Origin of the sequence: Streptomyces sp. ISL-87, assembly GCF_018614095.1 — a bacterium.
Classification (GTDB): Bacteria; Actinomycetota; Actinomycetes; order Streptomycetales; family Streptomycetaceae; genus Streptomyces.
The window spans coordinates 15518-33146 of sequence record NZ_JAGGOY010000100.1 but is presented as its reverse complement, the minus strand read 5'-3'; the positions used below and the strand labels follow the sequence as shown (position 1 = coordinate 33146).

Below are 17629 nucleotides of genomic sequence, written 5' to 3'. Positions count from 1 at the left end.
GGCGGGGGCAGGGGCGGGGGCTAGGGAGTGGACGCGGACGTGGGCTTGGGCTTGGGCTCGGGCGTGATGGCCCAGCCGCGCATCGCAAAGAGGCCTTCGTCGCGTGCGCCGGAGGCGGCGTAGGTGGCGAGGGCGGCCTCGTCGTCGGTGTCCACGCCCACCCACATGCCGTAACAGCCGCGTGCCCGGGCCTCGTCGGCGAGCGCCTCGGCCAGGGCGCGGCCGATGCCGCGGCGGCGGTAGCCCTCGTCGACCGAGAGCTCGTACAGGCACATCTCGGTGCCCTTGTCGGGGTGGCTCATCTCGACGCCGGAGACCATGCCGGCGGGCACGCCGTCGACGTAGGCGATGAGCATCAGGTGCCCCGGCGCGTCGAGGAAGCGCTCGCACCAGTCCAGGCGGGCGGGGCCGTCGAAGAGGCCTTCGGCGGCCTGGAGCTCGGCGACGGTGAGGGCGGGGCGGATGTCCATGGCCGTCACGATAATGCGCGGACGGGACAGGGGGAGTTCGATTTCGGCGCGGCGTGGCGGGCGGCGCCATAGGCGGTACGAGACCCTCGGGCTTGCCTACGAGGCGCAGGCCGCCGGTGGCCTGGCGGTGGGGGCGGTACTGGCGGACGCGGACGCGGACGGGGACGGGGACGGGGCGGTGCGGTGCGGTGCTCTGCGAGGGACCCAATGAGGCACACGAGGAGGGGGCCCGGGGGCGGGACCGCTGCGGGGGTCTCCGCTGGCGCACGCCGAGATGAACGCGCTGGGGGCGGCGCGGCCGGGGGCGGGACCCCGGCGCCGCCACCTTGTGCAGTACGCAGGAGCCGTGCGGGATGTGCGCGGTGGCGGAGTTCAAGGGGGGTGCCCGGACCCGTGTCTACGCGCCGGTGCGGTCGGCTTTCGCGAGGGTGGCGGTTGGGGGGGGTGTCCGGACGCGTGTCTGCGCGCCGGTGTGGTCGGTCCTGGCAAGGGTGGCGGGTCGGGGAGTGCCCGGACCGTGTCTACGCGCCCGTGTGGTCGGCCTTCGCGAGGGCGGCGGCGTAGGACGGTGGGGCCGGGAGGTCGGTCAGGGTCCAGCCCGGGACCGGGGCCGGGGTGGGGGCGGACCCCACGTACGGGTCGGCCACACCGAGGGCCAGGCCGGTGCCGGTGGCCTTGAGGTAGGCCTCCTTGCGGGACCACACCCGGGCCAGCGCCGCCCGGCGCTCCGGCTCGGGGAGGGCGGTCAGTTCGGCCGTCTCCGCCGGGTGCAGGGTCGTCAGCACGTCGTCCACCACCGCCGCACCCGGGATTCCCTCCACGTCGACGCCCACCGGCACCCCGGCGAAGGCCAGGTACGCCACGTCGTTGCTGTGCGACAGCGAGAAGTGGAGCGCGCCGCCGGCCACCGCGGGGCGGCCGTGCGGGCCGCCGCAGCACGGGCAGTCCTCCCGGACGAGGGAGACCTTCTCCGGGGACAGCCCCAGGTAGCCGCCGAGCAGTACCCGCAGCCCCAGGTGCGAGGCGAGGTAGCGCTGCCGGTCGCCGGGCCGCAACAGCCGCCCGGCCCGGTCGCGTTCGGCCGCGTCGAGCAGCGGCAGCGCCTGGTCGACCCGGTGGCCGCCGACCGCGTCCAGCGTGGTGTCCAGGGACCACACGGCCACGGCGGCGCCGGTCGGGAACATGCCGGTCCGCGGTGCGTCGCCGTCGAGTTGGTTCACGTACTCGCTCACCCGTATGAGGGTAGACGAGACAGTTGACGTGCTGGTTACCCTCGGGCTGGCTTTGTCGTGGAAGTGCTACAGCTTCAGGGGGAACTCACCTTGCACAGTGCCGTCGTGACACCGGAAGGCGACCGGATCCGCTGGGTCGAACTACCGGGGGAGGAGCCGGCCCGCGTATATCTGCACGGGCTGGGCTCGACCTCGCCCGCCTACTTCGCCGCGAGCGCCGTGCATCCGCTGCTGACCGGGCGGCGTTCGCTGCTGGTCGACCTGCTGGGCCACGGTCACAGCGACCGGCCCGAGCAGTTCCCGTACACCCTGGAGGCGCACGCCGACGCGCTGGCGAACGCGCTCGACGCGGCAGGCGCGGGCGGCGGGGCCGAGCTGATCGCGCACAGCATGGGCGGCGCGGTGGCCATCGTGCTGGCCGCCCGGCATCCCCGGCTGGTCTCCCGGCTGGTGCTGGTCGACGCCAATCTGGACCCGATACCGAGGACCCCCGGCACGGCGGGCAGCAGCGGTATCGCCTCCTACACCGAGGAGGAGTTCCTCGCCGGGGGCTGGGCCGAGGTCCGCGACCGGGTCGGCGCGCACTGGTGGTCCACCATGCGGCTGGCCGGCCGCACCGCCCTGCACCGCAGTGCCGTCCACCTCGCCGCGGGCACCACGCCCACCATGCGGGAGCTGCTGCTGGAACTGCGGATCCCCCGCAGCTACCTGCTTCCGGAGGCGGACGGGCCGCTCCCCGGGGCCGAGGCGCTGGAGGCGGCCGGTGTGGCCGTCGTCCCCATCCCGGACTGCGCCCACAACATCATGCTGGACAACCCGGACGGCTTCGCCCGCGCCACCGCCGCCGCCCTCGCCCGCGACTAGGGCGTGGCGCAGGGCCCGGTACCTGCATGCCGCTGCCGTCGGGCCACCGCTGAGGGCCTAGCGGCGCGAGGCGGACACGGCCGGGGCGCCGTCCTGCGTACGGGCCCCGGGGGAGGGGGTTCCGTCGGTCCAGGCGTAGACGCGCTTGCCGCGCACCGCGACCTGGTACTGGTAGAAGTCCCGGCACTCGGGCCGTGCTTCGGCCTTGGTGCCGCGCGGCCACCATTTGGCGCCCAGATTCGGCCTGCCCTGGTGCTTCGGTATCCCAGCCGTGCACTGCGGGCCGTCCAGCGGGGTCGTGCCGAGCGTGAACCGGATCAGCCGGGCCTCGCCGGTGGTGCGGACCTGTATGCGGACATCGGTGGCGTCCTTGGGTATCCAGGACGGCAGCGCGAACGACGGCTCTTCGCGCGCGGGTACGTCGGCGGCGGTCTCGAACCGCTTCTGCTTCTCCTTGAACACATGGTCGTTGACGGCGTCGGTGAACGGGTTGGGCGGGAGGTTGGGCAGCGCGAAGGCAGCGGTGGCGAGCGCCCCCACAGTGGCGGCGGCGATGACGAGCGGGCGGCGGCGGTTCATGGCAACAAGTCTTCGCGACGCGACCCGCATCGCGCGTCCCTCCTCAGGACGAACCGGACCTCTGCCGGAGGTCTCACACGGACTCATACCTGAGTCCCAGTGGGCGGACGGGTGGGCGGCCGGGCGGACGGTCAGGTGGGCGGCCGGATGGGCCAGGTGGGACAGGCGGGCGGCCAGATGGACCAGGTGGGCCAGGTGCGCGCCATCGGCGTGCGGGGACGGCTGGGGTGAATTGACCAGCGGCGCCCCCCAAGAGAGGGGCGCCGCATTCCGTTTCAGCGGCGAATTAAAGACATGTGGGGCAGTGCGGATCGCCCGGTACTTCTTTCTCCGAGGGTGATCCGCGGGCGATCCGAGGGGCCCTCCCCGCCGTCGCACGGGAGTGCGCGCGACGGTCCGTCAACTCTCGGAGGAATGTCATGCGCCGTCGTCTCGTCCCCGCCTTCGCCGCTGCCGCCGCGGCCGGCGTCCTCGCCTTCGCCACCCCCGCTTCCGCCGCCCCCGCCGACAAGCCCCAGGTGCTTAGCAGCTGGACGCAGACCAGCGCCACGAGCTACAACGCCTGGGTCTCGGCCCGCGCGAACCAGGGCACCTGGTCGGCGTACGGCCTCGACTGGTCGACCGACTACTGCTCGAGCTCCCCCGACAACCCGTTCGGCTTCCCCTTCCAGACGTCCTGCGCCCGCCACGACTTCGGCTACCGCAACTACAAGGCGGCCGGCTCCTTCGACGCCAACAAGTCCCGCCTGGACGACGCCTTCTACGCGGACCTCAAGCGCGTCTGCGCGCAGTACACCGGCGCGAAGAAGACCTCCTGTGACGGCACCGCCTGGACGTACTACCAGGCAGTGAAGGCCTTCGGGGTCTCCCCGCAGGACGCCCCGGCCGCCTGATCCGGCCGGCACCGGGCCTCCTCCACCTCCCCCCACATCACCACCACAATCCGCCGGACGGCCGCCCACCCCCTTGGGCGCGCCGTCCGGCCGCGCGTGCCCCCGGGTCGCCTCCCCGGCCGCCCTCGGTCCGCCCGCCGCCTGTTCAACTGCGGCGCGTGGACACGTACGTGATCGGCGTTCAGCCCTAGAATCGATCACCGAACCGCCATTCACGCTGTGGCTCACGGAGGTCGAGCAGCCGGAACCGGGAAGGGCGCATGCTGAGACATTCCTTCCGGTCCCTGTCCGTCCGAAATTTCCGCTACTTCACCATCGGCCAGGTGCTGTCCGTCACCTGTAGCTGGATGATGTTCATCGCCCAGGACTGGCTGGTCCTGTCGATGTCGGGCGACTCGGCGCAGACCCTCGGCGTGGTCACCGCGCTGCAATTCGCGCCGATCCTGCTGCTCACCCTCTACGCGGGACGCCTCGCCGACCGGTACGACAAGCGCCACCTGCTCGTCCTGGCGAACATCGCGGCGGGCGTACTCGCCCTGCTGCTCGGCCTCCTGCTGCTCTCCGGCGCGGAGAGGCTGTGGCACATCTACGTCTTCGCGTTCGCCCTCGGCACGGTCAACGCCGTCGAGATACCGACCCGGATGTCGTTCGTGAGCGAGATGGTCGGCGCCGAACTGCTGCCCAACGCCTCCGCCATGAGCGCCGCGTACTTCAACGTGGCCCGCATCATCGGCCCGGCGATCGCCGGTGTGGCGATCGGCCGGTTCGGGGTGGTGGCCGTGGTCCTGCTCAACGCGGTCAGCTACCTGGCGACGGTGACCAGCCTGCTGCTGATGCGCCCGGACGAACTCCAGCGCAGCGAGGCCCGGCCGCGCGGCGCCAAGGTGGCCGACGGGCTGCGCTATCTCCTGCGCCGCCCGGACCTGGTACTGGCGCTCACCCTGGTCGCGTCCATCGGCATGCTGGGCTTCAACTTCCAGCTGGTGCTGCCGCTGCTGGCCAAGACGGTGTTCCACACCGGCTCGGCCTCGTTCGGGATGCTCACCACCGCCCTGGCGGCCGGCTCCCTGGCCGCGGCCTTCGCGACCACCTCGCGCAGCGGGCGGCCGTCGCAGCGGCTGCTCCTCGGCTCCGCCATCGGATTCGCCGTGGTGGAGACGATGGCGGGCCTGGCGTCCAGCTACGTCGTGGCCCTGGCCCTGCTGGCCGGCACCGGCTTCGGCTCCATATATTTCGCGCAGGCCGCCAACCACCGCATCCAGCTGGGCACCGATCCGCAATACCGCGGACGGGTGATGGCGCTCTACTCCCTCATCTTCCAGGGCTCCACCCCGATCGGAGCGCTGCTCTCCGGCTGGATGGCGGAACGCTGGGGCGTGCGCGTCGTGCTGTGGGGCGGTGGCCTGGCCTCCCTGGCCGTGACCCTCGTACTGATCCTCGTATCCACCCGCCGGCGCCCGAGCGCCGACCCCCGGCCCGAGCCGAACCAGGAAGACCGGCCGACCCGCCTGCGCTCCCGCTGAAGCGGGCGAGGCGGGCGGCGCCATCGGCGCGCGTCGAGCGATCGGGACCCGCGCTCACGGAAGACTTGGACAGGGGGCCGTACGGGGCTTGGTGAAGTAGTCCGAGTCCTTGGGGCGGGCCGTGCCGTGGCTGGTGGGGCGGGGAGCCGGCTCCAGATGGGGTATGAACTTGGAGCAGTGGATGTAGGCCTCCTCGACGGTGAGGTGCACCCACATGTGCGGACTGCGCCCGGGTGCGACGTCGGTGGGTAGGCCGGGGTGGAGCTGGCGCAGGTCCACGTCGTGGTAGAGGCGGGCCGTGCCGTTGACGTGAAGTCCCACGTGATGGTGGGTGAAGTCGACGAAGAGCATGCCGAGGTGCGGATTTTCGAGCATGTTGCCGGCGCTGGCGAGCACGCCGTTCCCGCGGAATTCGGGGTAGGCGAGCGTGTTGTCGTCGATCACGTGGACAAATCCCGGTGGCCCGGCCCGGAAGCTGGCATCGCACTCCCCGTGGGAGTCGGAGGTGGCCAGGAAGACCATGGACTGGCGGCCGATGAACTCCCGCATCTCTGCTGTGAGGTGGGGGCGCACCTGTTGATCGTAGAAGCGGGCGGCGCGGTCGGCGGTGCCCAGGTGCTGCTGCAGCTGGTGTTCACCTGCTGATCCGAAAGGCGGCGGAGGCGAGGTCACGGGGTTCTCCTGGCAGGGCTGGCAAGGGGGAGCGGCTCAGCGGGCGGACAGGACGGGAGTCTCGAACGGGTCGTGATGGATGTGGTCGGGCAAGGTGCCGTTGAGGGTCAGCATCTCGCTGGCGGAGACGACCATCGAAGCCGGGCCGCTGAGAAAGACGTCGTGCTGGTACCACGGCCCGTACTCGGCCAGTACTTCCGGCAGCGACCCCCGGATTCCGGGGATGTACTCGTGGGAGACCGCGCCCCTGAGGGTCAGCCAGTGGTGCCGTTGGGCCATCCGGAGCATGTCGTCGACCCCGTACAGCTCGGCGCCGGTGCGTGCGCCGAGGAACAGATCCACCTGATGGCGTCCCCCGCGACGGGCAACCTCTTCGATGAGCGCGCGGATCGGGGCGAGACCGGTGCCGCCGGCCACACAGAGCAGCTCGCTGTGGACGGCCGCGTCCAGGACCATGTCGCCCATCGGGGGTCCCAGCTGGAGCACGTCGCCCACCGCGGCCCGGTGCACCAGCGCTTCGCTGACCGAGCCGCCGGGCACTGCGCGCACGTGGAAGGTGAGGGTGCCGTCCTCACGAGGAGCATTGGAGGGGGAGTAGTAGCGCCACAGCTTCGGCCACCACGGGGTTTCGACGCTTACGTACTGCCCGGCGGAGTACTCGTACGGTATGTGGGGATGTACGGTGATTTCGGCGATGCCGTGTCCGCGCGAGACCCGGTGCACCACCGTGGCGGGCCACGCGGCGGGCCGCAGCGCCTCGTCCTGCTCGGCGGCACTGATCATGACTTGGGCCACCGCGCCGTACGCCTTCGTCCAGGCGGCGGCGATGTCCGCGGTCCATGCGGGGCCGGCGTAGCGGGCCAGAGAGGCGAGGAGGCACTCGCCCACGGCTGGGAAGTGCGCGGCGAGGGTGCCGAATTTGCGGTGATCGCGGCCGAGGTGTCCGCAGAAGCGGACCAGGCTTTCGGGGTCGTCCACCAGGTCCACGATGCGCAACAGCGCGCGCAGGAGGCGACCGCGCTGGGCGTCCATCCCCGGCGGGAACATCGGACGGACCTCGGGGTAGCGGGCGAACAGGATGGCGTAGAAGTAGACCGTCATGTCTTGCGCGAGCGGCTTGACCACCGACACGGAAGCCCTGATGAGGTGTATCTCGTGGTCCGTCAAGGGTGCTTCGACGGTCACCGGCTCCGCGGCGTGTACGACCGGGAGCGGTGCCGGCTCCTCTGGGTAGGGACGCTCGGATGGGGACGGGCTGCTTGGGCGACTTATTCGAAATTTCAACGGGCCACGGCTCCCCCGTCCGCCGTTGGAGATGGCTCCGGCCGGGCGTGGCGGGGGGTGGCGTCTTTCAAGGGTCCTCGCCCTTGGGGCGTGCTGAGGGTGGGATCTTCACTGGATCGCCATCCCGGAGAAGCGGTATGGGAGTCGAACAGGGAGGGCATCTGTCCTCATTGGGTCCAAAGTCGACGAAGCGGACGAGGCGCTTCCGGACATCAGGTGATCCTCAATGAGGTTGTTGCCAAGGGGAAGGGTTTTATCCACTAGAACTCGCCCCAAAACCTTGTCGCATCGCCCCGGTCGGCCGTGGCCGGTGTGGCCGATGGGGGCAGGGTGACGCCGATGGCGCTGCCGACCCCTATGCCGACCCCTATGCCGACGCCTATGCCGACGCCCAGGCCGAGCCTTGTACCGTTCTGGTCACGCGAGAGCTGCTCGGCCGCTCACGCCGGAGCGGCACCAGCCCAGGCGAGGCCGGTGCCGCTGCCGGGTCAGGCTGTGCAGCCGGCTGCTTTCTGGGCGGCGGGGAAGTAGGCCTTCATGAAGTTGGTCAATGCCTCCCGGCGTTTCGCGGTGTCGTCGCGCTTGGGGTAGAAGCGTTCCGCCTGGACGACGAACTTGCGGGCCCCGCCCTGGTACGTGCACGCGGCCACCGCGACCACGTTGATGTCGCTCACGCGGGCGTCATCACCGGCTTCGATCTTCGTCGCACCGGGAATCTGCCACTCTCGCCGGACGGTTGGGTCCTGATCCGCCGGGAGGACCTCCCCCTGGACACTGAGGATGCTCTCCTTGTCCACCTGCACGAGACAGTGGGGAGCGTCCGGCCTGGAGAGGGCCGTCGACTGTTCCAGCTTCTCGCCCGGGAGCAGCACAGCCCCGAGGACGGAGGGTTCCACCGGAACATTGCAGAGGCTGCTCGGCAACGCGTACTCCGGGGCCTTGGAGCAGCCCGCCACGGCCGGCAGCAGCGCTGCCGCGACGGTGGCGGTCCGGCGCTTCACTGGTCACCTGCCAGGCCCTTGGCCTGAGCGTTCCCGGTCAGCGCGGACGTGTTGATCGCCTGCTCCAGTGTGCGAGGGGAGTAGGAGTGGCCGGGGTTGGCCTTCCCTCGCCGTCCGTGCCGAGCCGCTGGCGGAGCTTGAACGCCGCGTCACCCACGGCCGCAAGGTCTTGGTGGTCCATCTCCAGGTCCCCCTGCGGACCCGGACCCCCGCCCGGCTCAAGCTGGTTGAGGCGCATCGCCGTCTGCCGGTCGGACGCGGCAGATTTCAACTCCGCCCATTCTTCGTCAAAGGACACCGGATCCCCATGGAAGCGCGTCGTTTAGAGCGATCAACAGCCCAGGCTAGTACGTCACCCGCCCTCTCCATGGGCAGGTACGTCACCCGCCCTCCCCATGGGCACGGGCGGGCTCTGCGCCCCCGCCCCGCTCCGTGGGGCCTGGAGTCGCCAAACTCCATCTCTGCCGGGAGACCCCTGTATGACCCGCCCTTCCCGCGCGCCGCTGACCGACGCAGCATCCTGCCGTCCCCTATGCATTAGAGCGGCGTAAAGATTGCCGAAGGCAGGCAATGTGCGGCACCAGGTCGCGCTGGCACGATGCCGTTGTCCGGCGAAAAACGCCAGCCAAGCGGGGAGGTGTCATGGGCTTGTTTCTGGGTCTCGGCATCGGGGGAATCGTCCTGCTGGTCTGCTCACTGGTGTTCGACGGGGTACTTGAAGGTGTCTTCGACGGTGCCCTGGACGGACTGTTCGACGGGTGGCTGTCGCTTCCGGTGATCGCGGGCTTCGTCTCGATGCTCGGTTTCACGGGGGCGATCGTGCTCGGGACCACGGGTCTCGGGCCGGGAGCGTCAGCCGCCGCGGGTGCCGTTGCCGGGACGGGCGCGGGCTGGCTGACGTACCGGCTGAGCAGGGCCCTCGCCCGGGACAGCAGCGGAGCGGCCCCACGCCAGAGCGAACTCGTCGGTTCGGCCGGGACCGTGGTCACCGCCATTCCGGCGGGCGGCTACGGCGAGGTCCTGCTTCGGCTGGGCGGCCAGCCGGCCAAGTACGCGGCGACCGCAGACGCCCCCGTGACCCTCGGCGCCGAAGTGTGGGTGACGGCGACGCCGTCGTCCACCTCCGTCAGCGTGCGCGCCGTCGAGCGCTGACCAAGACCCTTCCCTTCACCTTCTCATCCACCACCGATCTGCCCCCTTGAGAGCGGGCAGGGGGGATCCACCATGAGCTCAGTCGTCATCCCGGTCGTGGGAGTCGTCGTACTCCTCGTCCTGCTCGCCCTGGTCGTCGTCACCCGCTACAAGGTCGCCGGCCCCAGCGAGGCGTTCATCATCACGGGCAGGCGCGGCAAGAAGTCCACCGACCCCGACACCGGGCAGGTCTTCACCGACAACAGCGGCCAGAAGGTCGTGGTCGGCGGCGGCGTTTTCGTCGTCCCGTTCGTCCAGCAGCGGTACACCCTCGACCTGTCCAGCCGGCACATCCCGATCGCCGTCCGCGGCGCGGTCACCCTGCGCGGCATCAAGGCGAACCTCGAAGGCGTCGCGATCGTCAAGGTCGGCGGCAACGAGGACGCCATCCGCGCCGCCGCGCAGCGCTTCCTCCAGCAGCAGGACGGCATCGTCGGCTTCACCCAGGAAGTGCTCTCAGGCGCGCTGCGCGCCATCGTCGGCCGGATGTCGGTCGAGGACATCATCCGCGACCGTGCCGCCTTCGCGGGCCAGGTCGCGGAGGAGGCCGAGGCCAGCCTCTCCGGCCAGGGCCTGGTCCTGGACGCCTTCCAGATCCAGGACATCACCACCGAGGGCTCGTACCTGGAGGACCTCGGCCGCCCGGAGGCCGCCCGCGCCAAGCAGGAAGCCGACATCGCCGAGGCCAACGCCCGCCAGGCCGCCGAACAGGCCCGCCTCAAGGCCGAGGAGGAGATCGCTGTCGCCCAGCGCACCCTGTACCTGCGGCAGGCCGAGATCAAGGCCGAAACGGACGCGGCGAGTGCCCAGGCGAACGCCGCCGGCCCGCTGGCCGACGCCGACCGGCAGCAGCAGATCCTCGCCGAGCAGGAGAAGGTCGCCGAGCGTCAGGCCGCGCTGACCGACCGCCAGCTCGACACCCAGGTCCGCAAGCCGGCCGACGCCAAGCGCTACGAGGCAGAGCAGGAGGCCGAGGCCAAGCGGGTGGCCCGCGTCAAGCAGGCCGAGGCAGAGCGCCTGGCGGCCATCGCCGCCGCGCAGGCGGAGGCCGAGCGGGCCCGCCTGACCGGTGAAGGCGAGAAGCAGCGCCGCTCCGCCCTCGCCGAGGCCGAGGCGATCGAGGGCGCCAAGCGCGGCGAGGCCGAGCGGGCCCGCCGTGCGGCCATCGCGGACGCCGTACGCCTGGAGGGCGACGCGGAAGCGGCCGCCATCGCGGCCAAGGGCGCGGCCGAGGCCGAGGCGATGCAGAAGAAGGCCGACGCCTTCGAGAGCTACGGCGACGCGGCAATGGTTCAGATGCTGGTCGACGTGCTCCCGCAGGTCGTCGCCAAGGCCGCCGAACCGCTCAGCGCCATCGACAAGATGACCATCATCTCCACCGACGGCGCGAGCAAGCTCTCCCGGACCGTCGCCGACAATGTCGCCCAGGGCATGGAACTCCTCGGCTCCACCACTGGCGTCGACCTCGCCCAGCTCCTCAAGGGCCTCACCGCGACCAAGCCGGAGGCGGCCCCGGAGCCGGTCTCGCCCAACGGGAAGATCGCCATCACCGACTGACCACCGAGAAATCGGCGGTCAGTCGCGACCAGGCCACGTTTCTTGATCAGCAGTTTCAACAGGGGGAAACCGTGAGTTCCGGCAGCAGAAGGCGGCGTAGGGCCCTTGCCTGGACGGCGGCCGCCGTCGTCATCGCCTCCAGTGCCGGGCTGTACGCGGCGAGCACCACGGGCAGTTGGCCCTTTCCGGCGAGGTACTGCTGGGGAACCTGGGAGGAAGACAGCGGTCCGTCCTTCCTCGGCGAGAAGGCATTGGGCAAGTCCGGGTCGCAGCGGCGGTCAAGCGAATCGGCTCCGCCCTCGCCCTCCAGGCCGAACGCCACCTGCACGCTCGCCATCACCTCATCCGTCGCCGACGACGACTCCGCCGTCCCGCTCTCCTTCGACGAGCGCGTCACCCTTGAGTACGGAGCCGTCCCGGCCGCGGTGGAAGAACGCCGGAAGTGGGTGGCCCATTTCTTCGACGGGTCCGCCTCCCCCCTCCCCGACGGATTGAACGGTCTGGTCGCCGACGACCGGGCGATGCTGGTCCTTCCCCAAGCCTGCGACGCCGACGGCAGGCCGTCCGTGGTCACGATCAGGAGCGAGAGCTGGGGCGACGGCCATCTGGGGAGGAAGGCCATGCCCTTCTCCATCGGCAGCCGCATGGACGTCGCACGGATGCTGCTGGACGCGGCCAACACCACCATGGCGAAGACGGGCTGCACCGCAGGCAAGCCACTGCGGCTGACGTCGCCGATGGCGGTCACCGCCGAGAAGGACGAACAGGCTGCTACCCCTCTGTGCCGGATTCCCGGGGTGACGTTCGACTTCGGAAAGGACTCCGCTTACCAGGAACAGGTGGGCGTGGTGGGCGAACGTCTCCAGACGTGCTCGGTCGCGTGGCGTGCCCGCGGGGTACCCGACGAGCCGGCCGCACAGTTCGTGATGGCGGCCGAGCCCCGGATCGTCGCACTCTTCGACGGGCTTCCCGAAGGCCAGGGTCAAGGCCTCGTACACGCCGACTGCGACGGGCGGCCCACGGTGTTCTACGGGAACATCGCGCCCAGCCTCAAGAACCGGAGCCGCCCCGACGACCAGCACGTGTTCGTGAACTTCGTCCAGTCCGTCAGCAAGCGCATCGGGTGCGAGACCGGGGAGAACGCATGAACGCGGACACGAACGGATCCGGCGCGGCAGAGAAAGCCGCGGCGGACACCGCGGAGGGCACGGAACCGGCATCGGCCGGCGCCGAGGGGTCGGACTCCTCGTGGCTTCGCCGACTGCTGCGGAACCGGACGACGCACACCATCGCCGCCGGCGTCATCATCGGTGGCTTGCTCGGGGCCGGGACGATGGCCTGGCAAACCGACAGCCTGCCGCTGCTCGGCCCCGCGCCCTGCTGGGACTCCCTGAGCGATTCGACCGTGTCCGCCGTGTTCGGTGACCGCCGGATCGACGTCGAGGAGCAGAAGCTGCAACCCGACCCGCGCGGTCGCGGCCTGGTCTACGGCCAGTGCCGTATCACCAGTTTCAAGGGCGACGAGGACAGGCGGCAGTTGACCATACGAGTGCACAAGCTTGACGGTCTGTACGGCAGCGACGCACGCAAGTGGCCCGAGGAGTACCTCGCCGCCGGCATGGTGGCGCTGGGGGACGGGCTGCCCGGCATGGGTTCCTCCTCCCGTGCGTGGCTTGCGGTTCCCCAGTCCTGCACCGGCCGACCCGGGGACTTCGAGGGCCCGGTCGTCGTCGACGTCGAGATGGGGCCCGCGGGGCTCGACATCGAATCCGAATACGAGCGGGAGGATCGTGCCGCGCTGGCCCACGCCGCCGTGGACGCCACCAATGGCGTGATCCGGGACCTGGGCTGCTCCGGTACCTATCCAACGCCCGCCCTGGCGAAGGACGTCGTCACCTGGAAGGACACCCAGCCCGATGCGTTCTGCGGCATCAAGGACCTTTCCCTTCCGGCCGAGTACCGCCAGAGCCTCTCGCGAATGCGTATCGGAGGTGACAGCGCCCCCGCGCGGGTCTGCGAGGCTGCCGGCGACTATCCCAGGACCGTGCTCCGCATGACGACGATCGAGGATCCGGCGCTGGCGGAGGTCTTCTCCCAGGACCTGCTCAAGGGAGGCACACCGTTCCAGGGCTCCAACGGCCGTGGAACGTTCAACGTGACCCGCGCCGTGTACCGGGCGCGCTGTCAGACCGGCTACGTGACCTACGTACTGGAACAGAAGGATCAGTTGGACAAGACCGGCTTCGAACTCCTCCGCGCGATGACGCCCACGTACATCGAGGCGGAGTCCGAACGCATCGGCTGTGGACCGGAGAAGGTGACCATGCCACGGTCTTGAGTCCTGAACAGCGGTCCGGCGGACGGCTGCCGGGTGAACCCTTGTACCGGGGTGAATGAGACCGGAACCTAGACCACGGCGCTCAGGCGCGTGGTTCGAAGGAGTCCACGAGGCGGCTCTCCCAGGCCCAGGCGGCGATCTCGACGCGGTTGCGGACGCCGAGTTTGTACTGAATGGTCGCCAGGTGGCTCTTGACGGTGCTGAGGGTGATGACGAGGGAGGCGGCGATCTCCTAGTTGGTACGGCCCCTGGCGATGGCCCGGATCACCTCCGTCTCCCGGGCCGAGAGCGGTTGCGTGGGGCGGGCGACGGGTGCCGTACGGGCCGGGTGAGGTCGCGCAGCAGGCGCAGGGTGATGGACGGGGAGATCAAGGCGTCCCCGGCGTGTGCGGCACGGACGGCCTCGATGAGCAGAGCGGGAGCAGCGCCCTTGAGGACGAAGCCGACCGCCCCGGCGCGCAGCGCGCCGTGTACGTACTCGTCCAGGTCGAAGGTGGTGACGATGACCACACGCAGCGGGTCGGCGAGGCCGGGGCCGGCCAGGGCGCGGGTGACGTCGATGCCGTCCAGGCGCGGTATGCGGATGTCGACCAGGCACACGTCCGGGCGCAGACGGCGGGCGAGTTCGGCCGCCTCGGCGCCGTCGGTGAGGGTGTCCGGACCGTGGGTGATCTCCACGTCGGCGGAGCGGGCGTGCGCGGCGTGGCGGGCGATGTTGGTCAGGGCCTCCTGGACGATCCGGTGGACTGTGGTGGCCACCTCGGGCGGCCAGGGCGTGGGGTCGGCGGGTAGCCGCAGGCTCACCTCGGGGCGGTGCCCGTCGAACCGCCGACGAGTTCGGCCAGTTGCTCCGGGCCGGGCGCCGTAGGGGCCGTAGTGGCGACGTCGTCGGTGTCGCGCAGGAGGCCGACCACGCGGCGCATCGCGGTGAGCGCTTCGCCGCCGGCCTCCTCGATACCGGCGAGGGTGGCGTCCAGGGTCTCGGCCCGCCGTCCGGCCACGATCCGAGCGGCCTGGGTCTGGACGACGATGCCGGTGATGTGATGGGCGACGACATCGTGCAACTCCCGTGCCAGCGCGATCCGTTCCTCCTGCCGGACCGCCTCCGCGGCGGCCCGGCGGCGGTGGTCGAGAAGGCGCAGGCCGAGCCCGGCACCCAGCGCGAGAATCCAGACCTCTATCCCGACCCGGAACGGGGTGCTCGGAGCCTCGACGGTCAGCAGGCCGGCCGCCATCAGGGCCAGCCCGGCCACCGCGACCGCGACCGCCTGGCGCCGGGCGAGTGCCCGTACGGCGGAGCCGCCGAGGACGAGCAGCCCCAGCACCGCGGCGGCCCCTGGGTCGTCGAGACCAGCCCGATCCTCGACTCCGCGGGGAAGGAGGTCGGCCACACCACCTGGTTCCAGGACTGCATGGGCCACAGCTCGCTCTCCGAACTGCCGACCTGCGTGGCCAAGGGCAACATCCACGTTGAAATCGCCGAGCAGCCGGCCGACCGCTACTGGACCTTCCAGTACCTGGAGACCGCGCTCTTTGCCGCCCTGACGCCATCCTGGCCGCACTCGCCTTCTGGCGAATCCGCAGGCCTACGTGAGCGCCAGTCACTTGCCGATCCGCTCAGCCGCGGCGGCACGCCGGGCGAACACCTTGTCCTTGGAGTCCCGCATCTCACGGAGAGCGGCTTTCCGCTCCCGCGGTGCGAGTCGCTCCAGATACAGGTGGCCGTGCAGGTGATCGGTCTCGTGCTGCAGGCACCGGGCGAAGTAGCCCCTGCCCTCGATCACCAGCGGATTGCCGTCCTTGTCGCGGCCCCGTACGACGGCACGGTCGAGCCGGGGCACCATGCGGTAGGGGCCGGGGACGGACAGGCAGCCTTCGGATTCCTCCACCAGGCGGCGGTGGTGGGCGGGCACCTCGTCCAGGACCGGGTTGGCGATGTGCCCGACATGACGCACACCCCACTCGTCCGTGATGTCCCACACGAACAACTGGAGGTCCACATCCACCTGGTTGGCGGCGAGCCCAGCGCCCTCCGCCACCTGATTGGTGGCGAACATGTCATCGATCAGCTTCGCCAGTTCCACAGTGCCGAACTCGGTCACCTCCCAGCTGCTCGACCTGCTCGCCGAAACCGGCACCCTCACCTCCACCCAGGCCGCCGCCCGCGTCGGTCACAGTTCCGGCCTGTGCTCCTTCCACCTGCGCCAACTCGCCCGGTATGGCCTCATCGAAGAAGTGCCGCACGAAGGCGGCCGGGCCCGGCCGTGGCGGCTGGCTAATGTGCCGCTGACCTGCGCGAAAGCCCTCCTTGGAGGGAGGGCTCGGGGTGGTGGAGTGAGAGTGCCCCGGCAGGACTCGAACCTGCGGCCAAGTGCTTACGACGTGGTGCGCGGTAGGCGGATGGTTAATCGGCTGGGCGAAGGTCGGTGATGAGGCGGAAGCGTCCCAGAACCGCCAGCGTCGCGTCGTCCACGGTGAACTCGGGGTTCTCCAACGCCGCGCGCATCTCCTCGCTGTGCCAGAACCGCTCATGGGCAGCTCGCCACTCGGCCACGCTGGTGTCCCCTTCCCCCTCGTCCACCACGTGGGCGAGATCCACCTGCGCCAGCGGGACGACGCGCACGTCGGTCACCTCGATGACCGCGACCGGACGGTCGTCCGAGTCGATGACCACCGAACGCCTGCCGACTTCCGGCAACGGCTCCCCCTCGTGCTCGTAATCGACGACGAGCCCTGTCGTGGAGGTCTTGGAACCGTTGAGGATCGCTGCGACGAGCTGGTCGCGCAGTGGGCCGGGGAAGGCGAACTCGACCCTGGGCATCGACGCGAGGTTTGCGGGTGAGGCGGAGTCAGTTGTCATGCGGTCACAGTAACGACCCATTCTGCGCAGGCCAGGTAGTCGGCCGTGACGGGACAAGGGGCCGCGCGGGTTGGGTGTCGTTGTGACGCAATACCTGGCCCGCACGGCCCTGTCCCATCGTATCTGCACCGGTCTGTCCCGGCGTCGACTCGGCGCGCTGATCGCCGAGTTGGCCGAGCCCTGGATGGCCTCCGAAGCAGGGCGGCTCCACGAACGCCGAGGCCACGAGCGTCTGCGCGCGGCGGGCGCCGGACCGAACCATGAGTTGGTGTTCACCGATCGAGTGATCGCCACCCTGGTGGTCCTGCGCTTCCAGCTCCCACACGCTGCCCTGGCCCTGTTCTACGACGTGGACCGCTCGACGATCACCCGCGCCGTTCACGAGTTGCGTCCGCTGCTTGCCGCACGGGGCTTCGCCGTTCCCGGCCAGCCCGACCTGCGGCTTCGCACGCTTGCGGATGTGTTCACGTACGCCGCTGCCAAGGGCGTCGAGTTGCGGATCGACGGCACCGAGGTCCAGGTCCGCCGCCTGCGGGCGAACAAGCTCGGCCGCCGTGCCTTCGTCTCGGGCAAGCGCAGGCAGAACACCAAGAAGGCCACCGTCATCACCGATGGGAAGGGTCGCACGCTGTGGGCCGGGGCGTTCCGGCCTGGCCGCATGCATGATCAGACGGCGCTGAAGACCGAGGGCATCTGGGACCTGTTCGAGCAGTTCCCTGAGGTCAGGGCCAGGCCGACGCAGGCTACCTGGGTCTGGCCAGAGACTTCCCCAACCAGGTCGAAGTGCCTCCGAAGAAACCGGGCAAGGACGCCACCCCCGAGGAACTGGCGGTCTGGGAGGAAGCCCGGCACCAGCAGTCCTCGGAGCGGATCTGCGTCGAACACGGCAACGCCGAGCACAAGCAGTGGCGGCCCTTGCAACGCTGGATCGGACGCCGCGAGTACTGCGACGAGACTCACTTGGCCATCGCCGGCCTGGTCTCCGACCGCGCCGCCGAGAGGTGATCACCTACCCGACGACTCGCCAGGCCAGCACGCCCCGCCCTCAATCGAGCACCACGTCGTAAGGGTGTGGGCCATTCCCCTGTGCGGAACCCGTTCCCGATCGCACACACGTGCGTGACCTGCGTTAGTCTCTCGGGGCGCGAAAGCGGAACGCAGACGT

Annotated in this window: 17 protein-coding genes and 3 pseudogenes; 10 read left to right on the top strand and 10 right to left on the bottom strand. The window is 70.4% G+C overall.

Annotated features, from left to right (window positions below):
- Nucleotides 1–20 precede the first annotated feature (20 nt).
- Nucleotides 21–470 carry a GNAT family N-acetyltransferase gene (locus J7I97_RS31105; protein ID WP_214941601.1) on the bottom strand — a complete coding sequence of 150 codons (450 nt, stop codon included), beginning with the start codon at nucleotides 468–470 and terminating at the stop codon, nucleotides 21–23.
- 521 nt (nucleotides 471–991) lie between these two features.
- Nucleotides 992–1702 (bottom strand): 4'-phosphopantetheinyl transferase superfamily protein, encoded by a 711-nt coding sequence (locus J7I97_RS31100; protein WP_308369254.1) that lies wholly within the window; start codon nucleotides 1700–1702, stop codon nucleotides 992–994.
- A 90-nt stretch (nucleotides 1703–1792) separates the two neighbouring features.
- Here J7I97_RS31100 and J7I97_RS31095 point away from each other — a divergent pair, with 90 nt between their 5' ends.
- Entirely contained in the window at nucleotides 1793–2566 is a 774-nt protein-coding gene (locus tag J7I97_RS31095; RefSeq protein ID WP_214941598.1) for an alpha/beta fold hydrolase, read from the top strand.
- Between the two features lie 57 nt (nucleotides 2567–2623).
- Here the strand turns inward: J7I97_RS31095 and J7I97_RS31090 are convergent, their stop codons facing one another.
- Nucleotides 2624–3145 carry a hypothetical protein gene (locus J7I97_RS31090; RefSeq protein WP_285441095.1) on the bottom strand — a complete coding sequence of 174 codons (522 nt, stop codon included), beginning with the start codon at nucleotides 3143–3145 and terminating at the stop codon, nucleotides 2624–2626.
- Between the two features lie 99 nt (nucleotides 3146–3244).
- Between J7I97_RS31090 and J7I97_RS39715 the strand changes: the two genes are divergently transcribed.
- The 3 genes from J7I97_RS39715 to J7I97_RS31075 all read left to right on the top strand — a co-directional run bounded on the left by J7I97_RS39715 (nucleotide 3245) and on the right by J7I97_RS31075 (nucleotide 5561).
- Complete coding sequence (locus J7I97_RS39715; RefSeq protein ID WP_285441097.1) at nucleotides 3245–3376, top strand: hypothetical protein; 132 nt, start codon at nucleotides 3245–3247, stop codon at nucleotides 3374–3376.
- 188 nt (nucleotides 3377–3564) lie between these two features.
- Nucleotides 3565–4038 (top strand): phospholipase, encoded by a 474-nt coding sequence (locus J7I97_RS31080; protein WP_214941592.1) that lies wholly within the window; start codon nucleotides 3565–3567, stop codon nucleotides 4036–4038.
- Nucleotides 4039–4298: 260 nt separating this feature from the next.
- Complete coding sequence (locus J7I97_RS31075; RefSeq protein WP_214941589.1) at nucleotides 4299–5561, top strand: MFS transporter; 1263 nt, start codon at nucleotides 4299–4301, stop codon at nucleotides 5559–5561.
- Between the two features lie 54 nt (nucleotides 5562–5615).
- Here the strand turns inward: J7I97_RS31075 and J7I97_RS31070 are convergent, their stop codons facing one another.
- The 3 genes from J7I97_RS31070 to J7I97_RS31060 form a co-directional block, all read right to left on the bottom strand.
- On the bottom strand, nucleotides 5616–6233 hold the full coding sequence (locus J7I97_RS31070) for a pyridoxamine 5'-phosphate oxidase family protein (protein ID WP_214941586.1): 618 nt from the start codon (nucleotides 6231–6233) through the stop codon (nucleotides 5616–5618).
- A 36-nt stretch (nucleotides 6234–6269) separates the two neighbouring features.
- Nucleotides 6270–7418 carry a globin domain-containing protein gene (locus J7I97_RS31065; protein ID WP_308363449.1) on the bottom strand — a complete coding sequence of 383 codons (1149 nt, stop codon included), beginning with the start codon at nucleotides 7416–7418 and terminating at the stop codon, nucleotides 6270–6272.
- Between the two features lie 587 nt (nucleotides 7419–8005).
- The gene (locus J7I97_RS31060) at nucleotides 8006–8518 is read right to left on the bottom strand and encodes a hypothetical protein (RefSeq protein ID WP_214941580.1); all 513 of its coding nucleotides are present in this window, start codon (nucleotides 8516–8518) and stop codon (nucleotides 8006–8008) included.
- Between the two features lie 642 nt (nucleotides 8519–9160).
- Here J7I97_RS31060 and J7I97_RS31055 point away from each other — a divergent pair.
- The 4 genes from J7I97_RS31055 (at nucleotide 9161) to J7I97_RS31040 (ending at nucleotide 13604) form a co-directional block, all read left to right on the top strand.
- Nucleotides 9161–9670 carry a hypothetical protein gene (locus J7I97_RS31055; protein WP_214941577.1) on the top strand — a complete coding sequence of 170 codons (510 nt, stop codon included), beginning with the start codon at nucleotides 9161–9163 and terminating at the stop codon, nucleotides 9668–9670.
- A 72-nt stretch (nucleotides 9671–9742) separates the two neighbouring features.
- Nucleotides 9743–11266, top strand: a complete 1524-nt coding sequence (locus J7I97_RS31050) for a flotillin family protein (protein WP_214941574.1) — start codon at nucleotides 9743–9745, stop codon at nucleotides 11264–11266.
- Nucleotides 11267–11337: 71 nt separating this feature from the next.
- Nucleotides 11338–12414 (top strand): hypothetical protein, encoded by a 1077-nt coding sequence (locus J7I97_RS31045; protein ID WP_214941571.1) that lies wholly within the window; start codon nucleotides 11338–11340, stop codon nucleotides 12412–12414.
- Nucleotides 12411–13604 carry a hypothetical protein gene (locus tag J7I97_RS31040; RefSeq protein WP_251059327.1) on the top strand — a complete coding sequence of 398 codons (1194 nt, stop codon included), beginning with the start codon at nucleotides 12411–12413 and terminating at the stop codon, nucleotides 13602–13604. The genes J7I97_RS31045 and J7I97_RS31040 overlap by 4 nt, the downstream gene beginning before the upstream one ends.
- Before the next feature lie 82 nt (nucleotides 13605–13686).
- Here the strand turns inward: J7I97_RS31040 and J7I97_RS40060 are convergent.
- From J7I97_RS40060 to def, 3 genes and pseudogenes are all read right to left on the bottom strand, one after another.
- A pseudogene (locus tag J7I97_RS40060) lies at nucleotides 13687–14249 on the bottom strand (LuxR C-terminal-related transcriptional regulator); the annotation flags it as partial.
- Nucleotides 14250–14404: 155 nt separating this feature from the next.
- On the bottom strand, nucleotides 14405–15025 hold the full coding sequence (locus J7I97_RS31030) for a histidine kinase dimerization/phosphoacceptor domain-containing protein (protein WP_214941564.1): 621 nt from the start codon (nucleotides 15023–15025) through the stop codon (nucleotides 14405–14407).
- Nucleotides 15026–15205: 180 nt separating this feature from the next.
- Nucleotides 15206–15742, bottom strand: coding sequence for a peptide deformylase (def, locus tag J7I97_RS31025; protein ID WP_308369256.1), 537 nt, complete (start codon nucleotides 15740–15742; stop codon nucleotides 15206–15208).
- Here def and J7I97_RS39120 point away from each other — a divergent pair.
- A pseudogene (locus tag J7I97_RS39120) lies at nucleotides 15660–15878 on the top strand (winged helix-turn-helix domain-containing protein); the annotation flags it as partial. The gene def and the pseudogene J7I97_RS39120 overlap by 83 nt on opposite strands.
- Before the next feature lie 130 nt (nucleotides 15879–16008).
- Here the strand turns inward: J7I97_RS39120 and J7I97_RS31015 are convergent.
- On the bottom strand, nucleotides 16009–16464 hold the full coding sequence (locus tag J7I97_RS31015) for an ASCH domain-containing protein (RefSeq protein WP_214941556.1): 456 nt from the start codon (nucleotides 16462–16464) through the stop codon (nucleotides 16009–16011).
- Nucleotides 16465–16546: 82 nt separating this feature from the next.
- On the opposite strand from J7I97_RS31015, the pseudogene J7I97_RS31010 reads away from it, so the two are divergent.
- Nucleotides 16547–17469: pseudogene (locus tag J7I97_RS31010) on the top strand (transposase family protein).
- Nucleotides 17470–17629: the final 160 nt, after the last annotated feature.

Excerpts from the sequence above, each read along its gene's own strand:
- J7I97_RS31075 (WP_214941589.1), top strand. The coding sequence starts at position 4,299 with ATGCTGAGACATTCCTTCCGGTCCCTGTCCGTCCGAAATTTCCGCTAC.
- J7I97_RS31040 (WP_251059327.1), top strand. The coding sequence starts at position 12,411 with ATGAACGCGGACACGAACGGATCCGGCGCGGCAGAGAAAGCCGCGGCG.
- J7I97_RS31080 (WP_214941592.1), top strand. The coding sequence starts at position 3,565 with ATGCGCCGTCGTCTCGTCCCCGCCTTCGCCGCTGCCGCCGCGGCCGGC.
- J7I97_RS31105 (WP_214941601.1), bottom strand. The coding sequence starts at position 470 with ATGGACATCCGCCCCGCCCTCACCGTCGCCGAGCTCCAGGCCGCCGAA.
- J7I97_RS31055 (WP_214941577.1), top strand. The coding sequence starts at position 9,161 with ATGGGCTTGTTTCTGGGTCTCGGCATCGGGGGAATCGTCCTGCTGGTC.
- J7I97_RS31090 (WP_285441095.1), bottom strand. The coding sequence starts at position 3,145 with ATGAACCGCCGCCGCCCGCTCGTCATCGCCGCCGCCACTGTGGGGGCG.
- J7I97_RS31050 (WP_214941574.1), top strand. The coding sequence starts at position 9,743 with ATGAGCTCAGTCGTCATCCCGGTCGTGGGAGTCGTCGTACTCCTCGTC.
- J7I97_RS31015 (WP_214941556.1), bottom strand. The coding sequence starts at position 16,464 with ATGACAACTGACTCCGCCTCACCCGCAAACCTCGCGTCGATGCCCAGG.